The 17,137-nt window shown below is 39.0% G+C and carries 17 protein-coding genes and 1 tRNA gene; 5 read left to right on the top strand and 13 right to left on the bottom strand.

All coding sequences use genetic code 11. The annotated features are described in order from the left end of the window. A partial coding sequence (gene sthA, locus B3X18_RS12655; RefSeq protein ID WP_286935701.1) for a Si-specific NAD(P)(+) transhydrogenase occupies positions 1-1,405 on the top strand: 1,405 nt, incomplete at its 5' end. Positions 1,406-1,557: 152 nt separating this feature from the next. Here the strand turns inward: sthA and B3X18_RS12660 are convergent. From B3X18_RS12660 to map, 4 genes are all read right to left on the bottom strand, one after another. Next, a complete protein-coding gene (locus tag B3X18_RS12660) occupies positions 1,558-1,692 on the bottom strand; it encodes a hypothetical protein (protein ID WP_005019426.1) in 135 nt (44 codons plus the stop codon). Further along, positions 1,685-2,899 carry an MFS transporter gene (locus B3X18_RS12665; RefSeq protein WP_005026940.1) on the bottom strand — a complete coding sequence of 405 codons (1,215 nt, stop codon included), beginning with the start codon at positions 2,897-2,899 and terminating at the stop codon, positions 1,685-1,687. Before B3X18_RS12665 ends, B3X18_RS12660 begins: the two co-directional genes overlap by 8 nt. Before the next feature lie 187 nt (positions 2,900-3,086). Next, the gene (locus B3X18_RS12670) at positions 3,087-4,169 is read right to left on the bottom strand and encodes an OmpW/AlkL family protein (RefSeq protein WP_026443939.1); all 1,083 of its coding nucleotides are present in this window, start codon (positions 4,167-4,169) and stop codon (positions 3,087-3,089) included. 281 nt (positions 4,170-4,450) lie between these two features. Then, the gene (gene map, locus B3X18_RS12675; protein WP_005026935.1) at positions 4,451-5,278 is read right to left on the bottom strand and encodes a type I methionyl aminopeptidase; all 828 of its coding nucleotides are present in this window, start codon (positions 5,276-5,278) and stop codon (positions 4,451-4,453) included. Positions 5,279-5,485: 207 nt separating this feature from the next. Between map and rpsB the strand changes: the two genes are divergently transcribed. Together rpsB and tsf are read left to right on the top strand one after the other, a co-directional pair. Continuing rightward, complete coding sequence (rpsB, locus tag B3X18_RS12680; RefSeq protein WP_005019432.1) at positions 5,486-6,232, top strand: 30S ribosomal protein S2; 747 nt, start codon at positions 5,486-5,488, stop codon at positions 6,230-6,232. A gap of 143 nt (positions 6,233-6,375) precedes the next feature. Then, positions 6,376-7,251 (top strand): translation elongation factor Ts, encoded by an 876-nt coding sequence (gene tsf, locus B3X18_RS12685; RefSeq protein WP_005026932.1) that lies wholly within the window; start codon positions 6,376-6,378, stop codon positions 7,249-7,251. 158 nt (positions 7,252-7,409) lie between these two features. Here the strand turns inward: tsf and B3X18_RS12690 are convergent, their stop codons facing one another. From B3X18_RS12690 to B3X18_RS12725, 8 genes are all read right to left on the bottom strand, one after another. Next, positions 7,410-7,862, bottom strand: a complete 453-nt coding sequence (locus tag B3X18_RS12690) for a DUF962 domain-containing protein (RefSeq protein WP_005026930.1) — start codon at positions 7,860-7,862, stop codon at positions 7,410-7,412. A 270-nt stretch (positions 7,863-8,132) separates the two neighbouring features. Continuing rightward, positions 8,133-8,744, bottom strand: a complete 612-nt coding sequence (locus tag B3X18_RS12695) for a septal ring lytic transglycosylase RlpA family protein (RefSeq protein ID WP_005019438.1) — start codon at positions 8,742-8,744, stop codon at positions 8,133-8,135. A gap of 286 nt (positions 8,745-9,030) precedes the next feature. Beyond that, positions 9,031-10,032 (bottom strand): lytic murein transglycosylase B, encoded by a 1,002-nt coding sequence (mltB, locus tag B3X18_RS12700; protein WP_034675480.1) that lies wholly within the window; start codon positions 10,030-10,032, stop codon positions 9,031-9,033. A 17-nt stretch (positions 10,033-10,049) separates the two neighbouring features. After that, positions 10,050-11,192: a rod shape-determining protein RodA gene (rodA, locus tag B3X18_RS12705; protein WP_005019443.1), complete on the bottom strand. Its 1,143-nt coding sequence runs from the start codon at positions 11,190-11,192 to the stop codon at positions 10,050-10,052. A 180-nt stretch (positions 11,193-11,372) separates the two neighbouring features. Further along, positions 11,373-12,023, bottom strand: a complete 651-nt coding sequence (locus B3X18_RS12710; protein ID WP_005026924.1) for a hypothetical protein — start codon at positions 12,021-12,023, stop codon at positions 11,373-11,375. Positions 12,024-12,048: 25 nt separating this feature from the next. Beyond that, entirely contained in the window at positions 12,049-12,861 is an 813-nt protein-coding gene (queF, locus tag B3X18_RS12715; protein WP_005026922.1) for an NADPH-dependent 7-cyano-7-deazaguanine reductase QueF, read from the bottom strand. After that, positions 12,858-13,631, bottom strand: a complete 774-nt coding sequence (locus B3X18_RS12720) for an ABC transporter permease (protein WP_005019450.1) — start codon at positions 13,629-13,631, stop codon at positions 12,858-12,860. Before B3X18_RS12720 ends, queF begins: the two co-directional genes overlap by 4 nt. Continuing rightward, a complete protein-coding gene (locus B3X18_RS12725; protein WP_005026918.1) occupies positions 13,628-14,563 on the bottom strand; it encodes an ABC transporter ATP-binding protein in 936 nt (311 codons plus the stop codon). The genes B3X18_RS12720 and B3X18_RS12725 overlap by 4 nt, the downstream gene beginning before the upstream one ends. Before the next feature lie 178 nt (positions 14,564-14,741). Here B3X18_RS12725 and B3X18_RS12730 point away from each other — a divergent pair. Continuing rightward, a tRNA-Arg gene (locus B3X18_RS12730) sits at positions 14,742-14,818 on the top strand. A 787-nt stretch (positions 14,819-15,605) separates the two neighbouring features. Beyond that, a complete protein-coding gene (locus B3X18_RS12735; RefSeq protein ID WP_005026758.1) occupies positions 15,606-16,043 on the top strand; it encodes a hypothetical protein in 438 nt (145 codons plus the stop codon). Positions 16,044-16,518: 475 nt separating this feature from the next. Here B3X18_RS12735 and B3X18_RS12740 read toward each other — a convergent pair whose 3' ends face one another. Continuing rightward, positions 16,519-17,088 (bottom strand): hypothetical protein, encoded by a 570-nt coding sequence (locus B3X18_RS12740; RefSeq protein ID WP_005026756.1) that lies wholly within the window; start codon positions 17,086-17,088, stop codon positions 16,519-16,521. Between the last annotated feature and the right edge of the window lie 49 nt (positions 17,089-17,137).

The following is a 17,137-nucleotide window of genomic DNA, read 5'->3' on the forward strand; positions in this document are numbered from 1 at the left end:
AAAAGAGGTCGTTAGTGGGAATTTCGTTAAATATGATGCGGTAGTTCTCGGTTCTGGACCTGCGGGCGAAGGCGCGGCAATGAAGCTGGCGAAAGCAGGTAAGCGTGTAGCTATTGTTGATATGCGTGAGCAGCTCGGTGGTAACTGTACGCATGTCGGTACTATTCCAAGCAAAGCTTTACGTCAAACTGTATCGAGTATTATCCGTTATCAGCGTGATCCGATGTTTAAAAAAGTGGGAGACTGGAAACAGTTCACCATGAAACAAGTGCTACGCAATGCACATAAAGTGATTCAGCAACAGGTCGATACCCATTCACGCTTTTATGACCGTAATAAAATTGATATTTATCATGGACGTGCCTATATACAGGACAAAAATACAGTTTTAATCTTCAGCGATGACGGTATTAAGGAAACGCTGGTATTCAAACAACTGGTGATCGCAACAGGTAGCCGCCCGTATCATCCGGCTGGACTCGATTTTAATCATCCACGCGTATTCGATTCAGATAAAATTCTGGATCTTGATTTTGCTATTCAAAAAATCATTATTTATGGTGCTGGTGTAATTGGTTGTGAATATGCCTCTATTTTTATTGGTCTGGATCATAAAGTTGACCTGATCAATACACAGCATAAACTGCTCAGTTATCTGGATGATGAAATTGCCGATGCATTATCTTACCATTTGCGTGAACAAGGCGTACTGATCCGTCATAATGAACAGATTGATTATCTGGAAACTTATGATGATCACGTGGTATTGCACCTGCAGAGTGGCAAGAAAATCAAGGCAGATGCTATTTTATGGTGTAATGGCCGTTCCGGTAATACGGATGGACTCGGCCTGGAAAATGTTGCCCTTACACCAAATAGCCGCGGACAGCTTGCGGTCAATGATCAGTACCAGACTGAAGTTGAAAATATTTATGCTGCGGGCGATGTGGTAGGCTGGCCATCACTGGCTTCAGCAGCATACGACCAAGGGCGTTGTGCTGGTGCCAATATGAGTGGTGAGCTCAATGTAAAACCGGTAAAAGATATTCCAACCGGTATTTATACCATTCCAGAAATTTCTTTCTTCGGCAAAACTGAGCAAGAACTCACCGAAGAGAAAATTCCTTATGAAGTAGGGCAGGCTTCTTTTCGTCATCTGGCACGTGCACAGATTACTGGTGACACTGTCGGTGAACTAAAACTTCTATTTCATCGTGATACTCTGGAACTTTTGGGAGTCCACTGTTTCGGTAATAATGCTTCTGAAATTATTCACATTGGTCAGGCAGTCATGCAAAGTCCAAACAACACTTTAAAGTATTTTATAGAAACAACGTTTAACTACCCGACTATGGCGGAAGCTTATCGTGTAGCTGCATTAAATGGTCTTAACCGTTTATTCTAAAATGTTGTATATAAAAACGCCCATCAACTGATGGGCGTTTTTATAGATTTTTTTACAGATTAAGCCATCTTTAAATGACAGTTCTATGAAAGGTTTATGACGATTTAATAATATTCAATCTTGAAAACTTTTAAGTAAATGCTTGCTGTGAGTCAATGTGCACAGAAAGCCTGATTAAAATATTCAAAAAGCTGTGGTGTATTGCTCCACAAATAAAAAGCCAGAACAAAAAGAAGTACAATACTAATAGCAATCATAATATTCAGGCTGTCAAACGATTTAGTCATAAATTACGGCCTCTTCATTAACAAAGAAATGTACAAATACTCCGAGCACACTTAAGACAATTGCGGTTAGCCATACTGCATTGTAATTACCTGCAATATCATGATTGACGCCACCCAGCCAGCCACCAAAAAAAGAACCAATCTGATGGGTGAAAAACACGATACCACTTAGCATGCTCAAGTATTTTACTCCGAACATGTTTGCAACAATACCATTAGTCAGTGGAACTGTAGATAACCACAAGATTCCCATGACCATACCAAAAATATAGACACTAATTGTTGTTAAGGGAAGAGCCAGAAATGCAATAATGGCAATACCGCGAATACCGTATAGCAGCATTAAAAGCTTAGGTTTAGAATAACGATCACCTAACCAGCCGGCACCGTAGGTTCCAATAATATTAAATAATCCAACTAAGGCTAAAAAGATAGTGCCGGTCGTGGCGTCAAAGCCGTGATCGATCAAATAACCTGGCAGATGTACACCCAGAAAGACTACCTGAAAACCACAGACCAGAAAACCAAGAGCCAGCCACCAGAAGGGTCGATGTTTTCTAACTATGTGTAAGACTTGCTTAAAAGTAAGAGCGGGCTTTAAAGCCTCACTGATTACTTTGGGCGGCTGGTAATGGGGAGCCTTAAGCATCCATGCCAGCGGAATAATGAAAGCCACTAGAACAGCACAGACCATAAGTGCAGCAGACCAGCCTATACTTTTAAGCAGCAGCAAAGTAGCAGGCAACATAATGAATTGGCCAAATGAACCCGCCGCACTGGCAATTCCCATGGCCATACTGCGTTTTTCTGGAGGAGCGGCCCGACCAACGGCTGAAAGGAGTACAGAAAACGAAGTAGCTGACAAGGCAAAACCTAAAATCAAGCCTACACTTAAATTAAGAAGTAAGCCTGTTGAGCTGAAAGCCATAAGAACTAGGCCAGCGGTGTATAATGCACCTCCAATGGCCACAACAATTTTACTTCCATATTTATCTGCAAGGGCACCTGTAAAAGGTTGAACTGCTCCCCAGATCAAGTTTTGCATGGCAATCGCCAGACTAAAAACATGATGTCCCCATCCAAACTCATGGCTCATTGGTACAAGATATAAACCAAATGAATGCCGCACCCCTAGTGATAAAGCCAGAATGAAAGCACTGGCAATGAGCATATATATAAGCGGTTTGGAGAATTGTGTGGTTGACATATAACGTCCATGGAATGATCGCACGAGACTATAATATTCGATTCGGACAAGAGAAAGAGTGAAATAAAAAATTGGTATGAATAAATTAAAGTTATAAATATTTTAAAAATAAAATTCTTACAGAAAATAGTAAGGCGCTCAAAATAAAAAGCAGGAAAAATTCCTGCTTTTATCGATATAAATTAATTTAGAAACGGTAGCCTACACCTGCATATGCCAAGATCGGATTTACCTCAATATCAGCTTTAGATTTAATCAGCTCACCCAGTTGAGCATCTCTCACCGTGATGGTTGTATCGTTTTTTAAGTGAGCATATGAAACTGAACCTACTGCAAACCACTTATCATTAAAGTCATAAGTAAAGCCTAATGTTGCGACAGGGGCAAAAGCATCACTGGCTTCTACCTCTACTTCTGGGTTGGCTGTACTTGGTGTCCCTTCAAGGGCAGCGCCTGCCTTTCCTTGCTTAATATTTGCAATCATATGTCCGGCAGCAATTAAGTCCTGTTCAGTACGTGGATTAATTTCCAGTTCATTAAAGTAAGCATACATAAGACCTACACCTACATAAGGACGGAACTTATTTACACCTGTTTTGCCAAAATGATACTGAAGTTCAAAAGCTGGAGTCCAAGCACGTGCCGAAGCAGCTGGGCCATAAGCTTCTAAATCTGTAATAAAGATATCATTTTGTAGTGCAATATCTAAAAATTCTAATGGTAAACCCCCTAACTGAGGAGTGGCGATGGCTGAAAACGGCGCATAAATTTTACCTTTACCTTGTAAGTCAACTTTAGGAGGAATACCTGCTTTAATTTCTAGAGAAACATTATCTGTGAAAAAGTAATTAGATATGATTCCTAAGGTAGTTACATCATCAGCTTCAAGTCCAGTTCCAGGATTACTCCACTCTTCCAGACCATTAATAACGGAGCTACCACTTATCGCGGAGTCTAATTCACCACCAGAAAAGAAACCTAAAAAATTTAAAGTATCAGCTAAAGCTTGTTGCCTAACATTAGGATCTAGATTATTTAAAACCGTATCAACTTGAATAGTACCATTTCTTGCTTTCGTATTATTTGCAATAGCTGTATTAACTTTAAAGGGTTGTGCTTTACCTTGAGGCATAACATGTAAAGCACCGACGGAAACAGAGAAGCGTTTAAAGCCATCTGCTTTCATACCAAACCAGTTATTTTCAGCAAAAGACAATTGTGGTAAACCAAACAGAACACTCGTTGTGAGTGCTAGGGCAGTATATTTCATATCTAGACAAGCTCCATGTCTTTAAGACATTAATTTTTTTTGTTGGTAGGTGCAGTATCGGGAAATTAGAGTAATTACTCTGTATTTTAAATGCTTGGTTAATGCATGCTTTTGTAGGGAATTGTGGTTTTTAAGTTAAAATTTAATAGAAAAATGAAATAATTAAAAATTATGTAATGTTTATTAACACTAAATTCAATTTTTATTCATATTTAAAAAATATGGAATATTAAGTTAAAATAAAAGGCTACCTAAGAAGTAGCCTTTTTAATAAATTTTAATTAACGTTGAAAGCGAGAAAGATCTTCTTCCGAGCGTGCTGTTAAAACTTCAATGCCTGTTTCAGTTACTAAAATTGTATGTTCATATTGAGCAGAAAGTTTATGATCCTTAGTAACCACTGTCCATTTATCTCCTAATAGTTTAGTCTGCCATACTCCGGCATTTACCATGGGTTCAATGGTAAAAGTCATACCGGCTTCCAAACGCATGCCAGTACTCTTCTGGCCATAATGCAAGATTTGTGGCTCATCATGAAATACTGTGCCGATACCATGACCGCAATATTCCCGTACTACACTAAAGCGCTCGGACTCTACATATTTTTGAATTGCATAGCCAATATCACCCACATATGACCCTGCCTTAACTGTTTCCATCCCACGATACATTGCTTCCTGAGCAACTTTACACAGGCGATTTGCAAGAATAGAGGTTTCGCCACCTACGATATACATCATGTTAGTATCGCCATGATAACCATCTTTAATAACAGTTACATCGATATTGAGGATATCACCCTTCTTGAGAATTTTAGCTTCTGAGGGAATACCATGACATACCACGTGGTTTACTGAAGTACAGATTGTATGTTGAAACGCTGCGCGCCCTGGCGCAGCCCCATAACCTAAACAGGCAGGGATGGCCTGTTGCACATTCACTATATAATCATGACAAATCGTGTCTAGTTCTAATGTGCTGACTCCAGGTTTAATATAGGGCTTAATCATATCGAGTACTTCTGCCGCCAAACGCCCCGCAATACGCATTTTTTCAATCTCTTCAGGGGTTTTTATTAAACGGGCAGGAGCTGAATAAGTACTGTTCATGATCACTAAAAACTTTTGGTAATTTGTAAGTGTCTATGGTATAAATAGCCGCCCGTTTTATCAAATGGTTTTTTGTGATCTCTAGATACATGAAAACCGTTTAAAAACGGAAAAATCCGCACATATGTCGTCACATTGCTCTGGGTGCCCTGCGGGGTGGAGAATGCGGACATATGGAGGCCTAACCCAAACTTTAAGGTAAAGAAAATGGCAGATTACAACGTAAGCATGCGCGACCTTCTTACAGCTGGCGCACACTTTGGTCACCAAACTCGTTTCTGGAACCCAAAAATGCGTCAATATATCTTTGGCGCGCGTAACAAAATTCACATCATCAACCTTGAGCATACTGTTCCTGCGCTAAATGATGCTTTGAACTTTGCTAACCAGTTAGCAAGTAAAAAGAATAAAGTTTTGTTCGTTGGTACTAAACGTGCTGCTTCTAACATCATCCGTGAACAAGCTCAACGCGCTGGTCAACCATATGTAGATCATCGCTGGTTAGGTGGTATGTTGACGAATTGGAAAACTCTTCGTCAATCAATCAACCGTTTGAAAGATCTTCAAACTCAGTCTCAGGACGGTACTTTTGCTAAGCTGACTAAACGTGAAGCTCTTGAGCGTGCACGTGAGATGGAAAAACTTGAGCGTTCTTTGGGCGGCGTGAAAAACATGGGTGGCTTACCTGACGCATTATTCGTAATCGATGTTGATCACGAAGCAATTGCTATTAAAGAAGCTAAGAACCTGGGTATTCCTGTAATCGGTATCGTAGATACAAACTCTAATCCAGACAACGTAGACTACGTTATTCCGGGTAATGATGACGCGATCCGCGCAGTAACTCTTTATGCTTCTGCTATGGCTGACGCGATTATTGCTGGTAAAGAATACGCTCAATCACAAGCAAATGCACAAGCTAAAGCAGAAGAAGCTCCAGCTTCTGAGGCTTAATGCGTTTGACGCTAGCTTGTCATTTTTGCGACATGTGATGGTGGCAAAGTAAGCGTTAAGTATGCAGGCGGCCCATGAGAATCCTCTGGGCCGTTTCTGTTCTAAAAGAATTTGTTTTCTACCACCGAATTTAGGAGATTAACATGACTGCTGTTACTGCAAGCATGGTTAAAGAATTGCGCGACCGTACTGGCCTTGCAATGATGGAATGTAAAAAAGCTTTAACAGAAGCTGATGGTGATATCGAACTTGCGATTGATAACCTTCGTAAATCTGGTCAAGCAAAAGCAGCTAAAAAAGCGGGTAATATTGCAGCTGATGGCGCGATTACGATTGTTCAGGAAGGCAATAAGGCAATTCTTGTAGAAGTAAACTGTCAGACTGACTTTGTTGCTAAAGACGAAAACTTTGCTGGCTTCTCTGCAAAAGTTGCTGCTGCTGCGCTAGCTGCAAATGAAACTGATGTTGCTAAAATTGCTGAACTCAAGCTTGAAGATGGTGCTACTGTTGAAGAAGCACGTATTGCACTTGTTCAGAAAATTGGTGAAAACATTCAGGTTCGTCGTGCTGCGATTGTTGAAGGTGAAAACCTTGCAGTTTATAAACACGGTCTGAAAATTGGTGTTGTTGTAGCTTACACTGGTGATGCTGATACAGGTAAAGGTATTGCAATGCACGTTGCTGCATTCAATCCAGTTGCTGTAACTGCTGAACAGGTTCCTGCTGAGCTTGTAGCGAAAGAAAAAGAAATCGCTGAAGCAAAAGCAATCGAATCTGGTAAACCAGCCAATATCGTTGAAAAAATGGTATCTGGTTCAGTAGATAAATATCTGAATGAAGTTGTACTTGAGCGTCAAATGTACGTAATTGACAACGACAAGAAAGTTGCTGAAGTACTTAAGGTGACTGGTACAACTGTAGCTCAATTCGTACGTTTCGAAGTGGGTGAAGGTATCGAGAAAAAAGCAGAAATGAGCTTCGCTGAAGAAGTTGCTGCTGCTCAGGCTGCTGCTCAATAATATTGAATCAGCAGGTCGTAAAAAAGCCCTCAGTTTGAGGGCTTTTTTGTATTTATAAAACTCAATATTCTTGAGTGGTTTTATGTTTAGCTTGCTAAAGTAAAGGAATAACCAATTGGAATGCAGTTTTCGAATAATTTAAACGATGATATGGCTTATTAAGCGCTAGTAAGCGCTCTATGCCGTGTTTTCCACTTAGGTAGGAATTTACCTAAATAAGCATCCATGCACCATACGGGGCCAATCAGGAGAAACTGGAGGTCTTTTAAAAAAGAAGGCTTTTTACCCTCAACTTTATGTCCATAAAACTGGCCAATCCATGCCAGAACAAAAACTCCAATATAAAAGCCTATTCCTAATGGCAAGGTATAAATAAGCCAACCCATAACCAGAATTAACGCTGCCATTGCTACAGCTAGTACCAAGTCAAGACGGGCATAGAAAATTATAGTTAAAACTACGAGCAGAGTCGCAAGCAGGGTGCTGAAGTGTGCGATGATCCCGATAATTGAAAATAGGATAGTTGGAACACAAATCCAGTGAATCGCTTTATTGGTTTTATTCTGGTGGCTTTCAGAATATTCTTCAAACCATTCTTCCACTGTCTTCATTATCCACTCCTTGTGTGATTTTTATTAGTCTTAAAATATAAACAGAATATAAATCAAAAAGACAGAATGCGTCAAAGTTTTCTGACAGGGGAGTATTTAAAGATAAATAAGGCTATTTTTGATACAGACCCATAAAAATTGCTAACCAGGTATTTTAAAAATTGGAAGGAGTTTTAAGCAGAGAAATGGAAGTTAGTAAAGTTTAGAAGAAACTATAAAAACAAAAGCCACTAATTGTGGCTTTTAATCTTCTTATGCAGTAAGACAGATTTAAGAGTTAGGACCATCTACACGTTCAATACTTACTTTCGCCGTACCGGCATTAGTTACACCAATACTTTTGGCAGCGCCATACGACAAGTCAAGTACACGGTTACCATGGAAAGGTCCACGATCATTAACTTTAACAATTACACTTTTACCATTAGAGCGGTTGGTTACGCGAATATAACAGTTTAGTGGCAGGCTGCGATGAGCTGCTGTCATGGCATTCATATCAAATGTTTCACCGCTTGCAGTCTTGCGGCCATGGAATTGACGTCCATACCAAGATGCTACGCCGGTCTGGCTGAACTTACGAACAGTATTAGACGCTACGGTATTCAATTTTTCAATCACTGAAGGTTCTTCTTCAGGGATTTCAATTTTCGCTGCAATAGTCTGGCGGCGAATTTTATCACCGGTACGCTCAGTGATTGAAAGACTGTTAAGGTTTGAAAAGTGAGAGTTAAAGCCTTGTGCATCACGGTTTAAAACACGGGCTGCAAGATTTAAATTGTCATTATCATTGCTCAATGACGAAGCCTGTACCATTTCTGCTTGAGACTGCGTTACGGTCAGACCGATAGTTAACGCAAGTATATATTTTAGCGAAGTGGGCATTCATAAACTCCTAAAGATCAGTGCTGCTTTGCTGATAAAACTCCAGTAAACCAGCACATGTATCCAAATGTTCGTTTGTGTTACTGCATTTGACGATGGGGGATAATATTCATGTGTCACCAAAAGTGTCTAGTCTTTAACGAGAAATATTTACAAAAAGGACAAAATCTCACAAATATAGATTAAAAAATAATCAATATTGTAACATTTGATTTAAAAAGTAGAATTAATAGCCTTTTATCTATAAATAATTGTTGACTTTTAAAATAATGGGTAAATATTTGGTTTAATGATCGGCTACTTCTGTCCCTAATTGCCATACAGCAGTGGCATACATCCGGCTCTTATTATAGGTAGTAATAACCTGAAAATTCGGGTAGGTAATATAGTAAACCGGACCATATGAATCTTGAAGTTGAATGATATTAACCATATCCAGATCATCAATTTTTACTAAAGGATTAAGTGGGCTAATTCCTTTATTTTTCAAAACTCCATAAGGTACAGGCTGGGTAAGATCAGTCGCAATAATACTGTCTGGATTTGAACCGGTGTATCGTGCAGCAAAACCGATAGGCTGGTCGCGTTGCCAACCATGATGAGCTAAGTAGTTAGCAATAGAACCGATAGCGTCTACTGCTGAGTTTCTGAGATCAATATGACCGTTGCCATCGTAATCTATACCCAGTTTAGTAATATTACTCGGCATGAATTGCGGATAGCCAATTGCGCCTGCATATGAGCCAATAATGCTGCTGGTTGGATAGTCTTCTTTATAGGTCCAGGCAATTAAAGCGCCTAATTCATCGCTAAAATATTCAGCGCGGCGTGGATAACCGAAGGCCAATGTAGCTAGTGCATCACGCGTGACGAAGGAACCTTTATTGGCACCATAACCAGTCTCTACTCCTAAAATACCTAAAATCACTGCCTTAGAGACTCCAAACTGCTGTTCAGCCCGGTTTAAAGCATCTGCATACTGGTTTTTAAAAGTAACTCCGCGGTTAATTGTACCTGCTGACATGAAATTAGTTTTATATTCATACCAAGGTTTACTTTCCCCAGGACGATTCATGATGTTAACAATGTTTGGTAAATTTTTACTGCCCTGCATGGCCCAGTCTACCTGCTGTGCAGTCAGACCATAATTTTGCATAGTTTTAGTTTTAAATGCTTCATAATTAGGGTGAGTAATAAAATCATTTGCCTGAGAGAAAGCGACAATACCGGCAGCACTCAAACCTATACTAAATTGCTTGAATTTTTTATAAATATTTAAACTAATCATTGGCTCTTAAATCTCAACTATCGATGCGTATGAATAGACATGACCAAACCAAAAGTGGCCATTAAAGTAATGATGGCGGTACCACCATAACTCATAAAAGGTAGAGGTACGCCAACTACAGGTAAAATACCACTGACCATGCCGGCATTAACAAACACATAAACAAAAAATGACAAACCCAGTGTTCCGGCTACAAGACGTCCATAATTATGAAAACAGTTGAGGCCGATCTGTAATACCCTGAAAATAATCGCAAAATAAAGAGTAATAAGGATGAGAACTCCAATTAAACCAAACTCTTCAGAATAAGCTGCAATAATAAAATCAGTATGGCCTTCAGGTAAAAAATGTAAATGGGACTGGGTACCTTGTAAAAAGCCCTTACCAAAAAATCCACCTGAACCAATTGCTGTTTTAGATTGGATAATATTCCAGCCTGTTCCTAAAGCGTCTGCTTCCGGATTCAGCAAGGTGAGTACACGTTGCCGCTGATAGTCATGCAGAAGAAACTGCCATGCTAGGGGAATAATCATGCACATGAGGCCTATAGCAGCTCCAATGAGCTTCCAGGAGAGGCCACTTAAAAACAGGACAAAGAGACCGCTGGCAAGAATCAGTAATGATGTCCCTAAATCTGGCTGCTCTGCAATGAGTAAAAATGGAACAATAATAAGAACCAGAGAAATAATGACGTTTTTAAAGCTTGGAGGAAGAGGATGGCGTGATAAAAACCAGGCAATCATCATTGGCATACCAATCTTCATAAACTCGCTGGGCTGTACACTGCCAAAACCAGGAATATCAATCCAGCGCTGTGCACCCATGCGCACTTCGCCAAATATCATGACTGATAACAGCGCTAATACACCAAAGATATAAAAATATGGCGAAAACGCCTGATAAACCTTGGGCGGAATCTGGGCAAGTGTAAACATGACAATAAAGCCAATACCGAAGCTCATGGCCTGCTTGCTAACTAGACCAACATCTTGCGCAGAAGCACTATATAGTACAGTTAAGCCTAATAAGGCATTGAGAAACAGAAAAAGGCATAACCACGGATCAATATGCAGCCGCTGCCAGCGAGACGGTTGCATGGCTGTACTCAGCCCATCACGAGGAGCTTGACGCAGGAATTTATATTGAGAGCTTGGAGACATGTAGGTTTGAAAACAGGCTAAATTAATGCATGCCGCATGCTAACACAAAGCTTGCACAAGACAATCGCTATGCAAACTTTGCAATAAAAAAACCTGGCATTAGCCAGGTTTCCGATTCTGATATTTTAATCTCAAGACTATCTGATCAGTCTTAATATAAACTGATGAATAAGTTAAATATTAATGGAAGAATAAAGTATCGTGATATTCTGCAAGTACCATTAACTCATCTTTAGTCAGATTTGGGATAAGCTTGTCGATAGCGATATGCACTGCTTTAGTGACCGCTGCCGCTCCGATATTAGCAGCTTTACGTTTAATCATGCCCAGATCAAGTGTTTTGTTGAAATCGCTCATAAAGTGACGGATGGTTGCGTCACCGAACTGTTTATAAAGCTCGGCCAGCACTGCACGGTCTACTTTATTGCCCGCCTTAATTTCAGCAAAATTATGCTTAAGGTTAGTGACCAGACTGGCATCCAGTGGTTCACCTACTCTATATTGGTTATCCGGACCTTTAAACATGCTACGTTCAGAGAATTCAATTGACTGCTGAACTACTTCATTTGGTGCTTTATTTAATAGTTGTTTCAATAAGACAGCCACAGTTGACTTAATATAACCTGCAAGTTTCTCTGCTGTATCACGTTTGTCACTGGCAGGGAAACGGCGTACCAGTTCGGTTAAAATAGCATCAATAATTTCATCATTGATTTGTAAAGCGATTTTATCCCGAAGAGGATAAAGCGGCTCCTTTGAATTCTTTTTTTCAACTGATGTCTGAAGATTGTTCAGTAAAGACTCAGACGGGGTAAAACCAAAAAATGGCATGATTAAAACCTCGGTATTTTTCGTTTTATTGTCGCGCCAATCGGATCGGGTTTGGCATCCAGGTTAAATCTGATACACGACATGGATTAATATCCAGCCCACCACGTCGTGTATAAGTTGCATACACCATCAACTTTTCCGGCTGTAAATGTTGCCATATATCTGCAAACATTTGCTCCACACATTGTTCATGAAAGCCATTATGTTGACGGTAAGAAATAATATAAGCTAACACACTACGATAACAAGGTTTTTTACCTTGATAGCGAATAAAAACCGTTCCCCAATCTGGCTGGCCAGTCACTGGACAGTTACTGCGTAGCAGATGCGAATATAGCTGGATTTCTCCTTCTTCATGGTCATCTGCATATTGCAGCAAACCTGCATCCGGATGATTCTTCAACTGCTGGGGTGTCAAATCATCAATGCAGATACCCTGCGGTTGACTAATTTCAAGGGCATCCACCTGAAAGAGCTCTAGTTTTACTGCTGCACCTGCAGCCTGAGATAAATCTTTCTCTACAATCTCTATGAAAATAGCCCGAGTTTCAAACCGATGAAAATTCAGGCTGTTAAAGTAGAGTTTTAAAGATTTGGATTCAATAAGATGAGGCGAAGAAGCGGGTAAGCTCATACGTCCAATAGCGACTTGTGGTATACCGTGGCTGTTTAACCATGAAATTTCAAAAATATGCCACCAGTCTTTACCTTGCTGAATACCTTCTATATGGGCATAGTCAGCGCGAGACTGCGCGCGTGCAATAGGAAAAAGAATATCAGGTTGATACTGGTTTGGATAACTGGTGTCTTTACCCAATAAAGACTGCTCTACACTCATTCACGCATTCCTGAACCACGAGACAATAGATAGTATGCAATGCCATAAAACACTGCGCAGAATAATGTAACTACCACAAGAGAAACTGAAACGTTTACATCACTATGGCCTAAAATTCCGAAACGGAAAGCATTCACCATATATACGATCGGATTGATCAGAGAGAGGTTCTGCCAAAATGGGCTTAATGAACTGATCGCATAGAACACTCCCCCTAAGTAGGTAAGTGGTGTTAATACAAATGTTGGGATAATTGAAATATCATCGAAAGATTTAGCATAAACAGCATTGATAAAACCGCCCAGAGAGAAGAGCAGGGAGGTAACAATCACGGTAAATATGGTCACAAACCAGTTAGTGATATGCAGATCAGTAAAAAACAGACTCATCGCTGTCACTATAATACCAACCAGTACACCGCGACATACTCCGCCAATCACATAGCCCCATAAAATCAAATGCAGAGGCATTGGACTCATAATGAGTTCTTCAATACTTTTTTGAAACTTGGCACTAAAAAAACTACTGGATACATTGGCATAACTATTAGTAATTACCGCCATCATAATCAGGCCGGGGACAATAAACTGCATATAGCTTACGCCGCCCATCTCTCCAATACGTGAACCGACCAGATTGCCAAAGATTACAAAATAAAGGCTCATAGTGATCGCAGGTGGAAGCAAGGTCTGGGGCCAGATCCGCATGAAACGTCGGATTTCTTTGCGAACTAAAGTTCCAAGTGCAGTTTGTAATTGACCTAGATTCATGTTGTCGCTCCATCCAGATTTTTTTCGACCATTTTTACGAAAAGCTCTTCGAGACGGTTCGATTTGTTGCGCATACTGCGTACCTGAATATTCTGTGCCTGCATGAGCTGAAACAGATCATTTAAAGAATGGGCTTTATCCATTGTTACTTCTAGAGTCATTGGATCAATCAGATTAAAATTAACGCCAATAATATTCAGATGCAAAGGTTCAATAGGTTCAGCCAGATCAAAAATGAAGGATTCCTCATTTAATTGATTAAGAAAATCCTTCATAGTGGTATCTTCTTTAATTACGCCACGATCAATAATCGCGATCCGGCGACAGAGCATCTCGGCTTCTTCCAGATAATGGGTTGTCAGAATAATTGAGGTACCCTTGGCATTCATTTCTGTCAGGAAATCCCACATTGAACGGCGCAGTTCGATATCGACCCCAGCAGTGGGCTCATCCAGAATAAGTAACTTTGGTTCATGCATCATGGCTCGTGCAATCATGAGACGGCGTTTCATACCACCAGAAAGCATACGGGCCTGAACATGACGCTTGTCCCAAAGGCCAAGCTTTTCCAGATATTGTTCTGCCCGTTGTTCTGCCAGCTTTTTAGGAATACCGTAATAGCCAGCTTGAGTGACCAGAATATCAAAGGTTTTTTCAAAATGACCGAAGTTGAACTCTTGTGGCACGACTCCTAGGCATTGTTTGGCCTCAGAAGGATGGATGTCTAAATTGTAGCCAAAGATTTCTACAGTTCCGGAGGTTTTTTTAGCCAGTGAGCTGATGATACTGATCGTTGTAGACTTGCCTGCACCATTGGGCCCTAAAAGTGCATAGAACTCTCCTTCCGGTACAGTCAGATTAATTCCTTTGAGAGCTTGAAAACCATTTTGATAGGTTTTGGACAAATCCCTTAGCGTCAATGCATCAGTCATGAATTTCTCGCATGGTGAATAGAAAAGATATTCTGAGCGATCTGCTTCAATAAACCAAGTACATTAATGGTAATCGGCAAGCTAGAGATTAAAATTTGCTTAAAGCGTAAGCATCAGTGGTGTTTATCTGCATTTATGTACTTTACCTTGCTCATTTTTTTGTTATGATGTGCATCGCGCGTTCGTAGCTCAGTTGGATAGAGTACAGGTTTCCGAAGCCTGGGGTCGTGGGTTCGATTCCCGCCGAGCGCACCATTTTTATATATGATAAGAATCGATAACATCCTATAAACCTCGCTAGATAAGGCTTATTAAGAAGAATGACTATGAACAGCCGAAATGATGGCTTATATACTATATATAACGGTATTTTTGCCATGCAATCATATAAAATTTTTCTTATGAAGAATAAAACCACGCAATATAGCAACCAGCACAGCAAAAAGAATAATTAAGAATATTTGTTCTGCTGTGTTTAGGTTGGGACTATCTATAAAGTAGTGTTGTATAATAAATAAAAAAGCTAAAATAACTATAATAACCAGTATGATAGAAAACACAAGGTATCTCACTAAACTACATATATTCTATATATAATATTATCTGAAGACTGAATATTGTCAGGCTACAATTAGATTATAAAGATAGAAAATTTCTTCCATTCCACTAGAATCACAGAGTTTAAGTAATACTTTGATACCTATTACAAGGCACAGTAATTGTATTATTAAAAATATATCTGTATTGATAAAAGTGAAACTCATAAAATTATGAGGAGCTGTCATGAGAATCTTGAGATGGCTATCATTTATCGCAATTGTAGTGATATTGACTCTGATTTTTTGCCTTTACGGAGACTTGGCAGGAGATTCTGTCAGATCAAAAATTTTTTAATAAATTAAACCTCTTAATCAGAGGTTTTTTCAATTTTAAACCCTAAGTTTTTACATCAGGTCATAGTAGTAGAACTAATTAAGACTTTTTATGTCTTGTATTATATTTAATTGATATTATAGCCCTCCTGAAAAAAGGGGCATTCTTCATGCAAAAAGGCTTAGCAGGTGAATTGTTTGGTGTAAATATTTATTTACCTATTTCACGTATTGAGGTGAAAGCCTTAATACAAGCAAAAAATGCTCTGGCAGAATATTTAGTCCGTGATAAGTATAAATCACTTTATGAAGTTCATTTACAGCTAGACAGACAGATCCATGTATTTGCTCATCGCTTAGAAAGGGAAGAGGCAGCCCGCTTTTACAGGTTTTTTCTAGAAGAAGTCACAAACTCAAATAGTAAAAAATTGGAGCTAAATCCAAATTATACCTTTTCAAAAGCAATTCCATCTTATGGATTCGAATTTAAATCTCAATATAATATTAGAGTAGATAGTCTTCTAAAAAATTATTTAGGTTGTATTTTATCCAGCTTAATTTGCATAATTTTTTTATTGTATAGTGCAATCGTTAATTTTAATTTTTAAGTTAAAAGTAAATAAGTTGCTTAAGATATTGAAAAAAATTAATATGTTATTAATGCTGAAAATGACGTTATATCACGAGTATTTTTAGCTTTAGATAGAAATTATGCGGAATCTTTTTATTTAGGGTATGCAGGGAAGCGAGCGTATATCCAGAATCCTATTTTTGAGAATTTTAAATCTTATAAGGGAGCTTAGGTGAAAAAGTTATCATAGCATTCTGTGTTGTATGAAGATGTCTTGATACCTTACTCAACCAAGATCATAGATGGTATTGGCATATTTATTATTTTCACAAATATTCGATGTATTATTTCATGAGTTAATCTAATTTGAGCTATTCGATAGCAGCAAGTAAGAGTAAAAAATAAACTAAAAAATCGTCTGTAAATATATTTTAAAATTACGAACTAAGGAATGAATATAGGGTAATCAGTCATCTTTGACCTGTAAAAATGACTGATTTAATAAGTCATTTTCAATGCTGTCTTAAATGTTGTATAGACTGATTAATCTGTTGCATGGCGCGGTTAAGCTCTGATGGTGGAAGTCGGCTTTCTTGCAGATACGTCAGCCATTGCATCTGACAAAGTTTTAAGTGTTCAATGTGGTGTGCTTGCTGAATACGTTCAATAAGCTGTTTGGCCATTAAGCCACAATATTGTCTTAACAGACTCGTCATTAACTCTTTTATAGCTAGAAACCCTAAGAGCTCAACATTTATTTTAGCGTTAGAAGTGGACCGCTCTGAATATATAATTTCATTTTGCCTGTCATTACTTATTAATATTATCGGGGCTGTTTCTATTTCAAATTGGTCTGCTGATATGAGTTTTTCTTTTTGCTGACCTTCAAAACTGATCAGTCCCATATTATAAAGCTGGTCTAGTACCTCAGGTTCTGCAATTCGTTGCTTGAATTGTGGCGTAAGTATATCAAAATCTGGTGTACCAATCAGAATAAGTAAACGTCTCTGGCGTACATTTAGATGAATTGATCTGTTTTTTAAAACTTCTATACCTAATGGTGTTTTTTGATAATCAGACATTGCCCCGACTTCCCCTAATCAGTCAAGGCAACCCTACATTAAAAAAATT

It is taken from the genome of Acinetobacter sp. UBA6571, from assembly GCF_002434085.1.
Classification (GTDB): domain Bacteria; phylum Pseudomonadota; class Gammaproteobacteria; order Pseudomonadales; family Moraxellaceae; genus Acinetobacter; species Acinetobacter radioresistens.

Excerpts from the sequence above, each read along its gene's own strand:
- B3X18_RS12660 (WP_005019426.1), bottom strand. The coding sequence starts at position 1,692 with ATGACTAAATCGTTTGACAGCCTGAATATTATGATTGCTATTAGTATT.
- B3X18_RS12665 (WP_005026940.1), bottom strand. The coding sequence starts at position 2,899 with ATGTCAACCACACAATTCTCCAAACCGCTTATATATATGCTCATTGCC.
- B3X18_RS12670 (WP_026443939.1), bottom strand. The coding sequence starts at position 4,169 with ATGAAATATACTGCCCTAGCACTCACAACGAGTGTTCTGTTTGGTTTA.
- map (WP_005026935.1), bottom strand. The coding sequence starts at position 5,278 with ATGAACAGTACTTATTCAGCTCCTGCCCGTTTAATAAAAACCCCTGAA.
- rpsB (WP_005019432.1), top strand. The coding sequence starts at position 5,486 with ATGGCAGATTACAACGTAAGCATGCGCGACCTTCTTACAGCTGGCGCA.
- tsf (WP_005026932.1), top strand. The coding sequence starts at position 6,376 with ATGACTGCTGTTACTGCAAGCATGGTTAAAGAATTGCGCGACCGTACT.
- B3X18_RS12690 (WP_005026930.1), bottom strand. The coding sequence starts at position 7,862 with ATGAAGACAGTGGAAGAATGGTTTGAAGAATATTCTGAAAGCCACCAG.
- B3X18_RS12695 (WP_005019438.1), bottom strand. The coding sequence starts at position 8,744 with ATGCCCACTTCGCTAAAATATATACTTGCGTTAACTATCGGTCTGACC.
- mltB (WP_034675480.1), bottom strand. The coding sequence starts at position 10,032 with ATGATTAGTTTAAATATTTATAAAAAATTCAAGCAATTTAGTATAGGT.
- rodA (WP_005019443.1), bottom strand. The coding sequence starts at position 11,192 with ATGTCTCCAAGCTCTCAATATAAATTCCTGCGTCAAGCTCCTCGTGAT.
- B3X18_RS12710 (WP_005026924.1), bottom strand. The coding sequence starts at position 12,023 with ATGCCATTTTTTGGTTTTACCCCGTCTGAGTCTTTACTGAACAATCTT.
- queF (WP_005026922.1), bottom strand. The coding sequence starts at position 12,861 with ATGAGTGTAGAGCAGTCTTTATTGGGTAAAGACACCAGTTATCCAAAC.
- B3X18_RS12720 (WP_005019450.1), bottom strand. The coding sequence starts at position 13,631 with ATGAATCTAGGTCAATTACAAACTGCACTTGGAACTTTAGTTCGCAAA.
- B3X18_RS12725 (WP_005026918.1), bottom strand. The coding sequence starts at position 14,563 with ATGACTGATGCATTGACGCTAAGGGATTTGTCCAAAACCTATCAAAAT.
- B3X18_RS12735 (WP_005026758.1), top strand. The coding sequence starts at position 15,606 with ATGCAAAAAGGCTTAGCAGGTGAATTGTTTGGTGTAAATATTTATTTA.
- B3X18_RS12740 (WP_005026756.1), bottom strand. The coding sequence starts at position 17,088 with ATGTCTGATTATCAAAAAACACCATTAGGTATAGAAGTTTTAAAAAAC.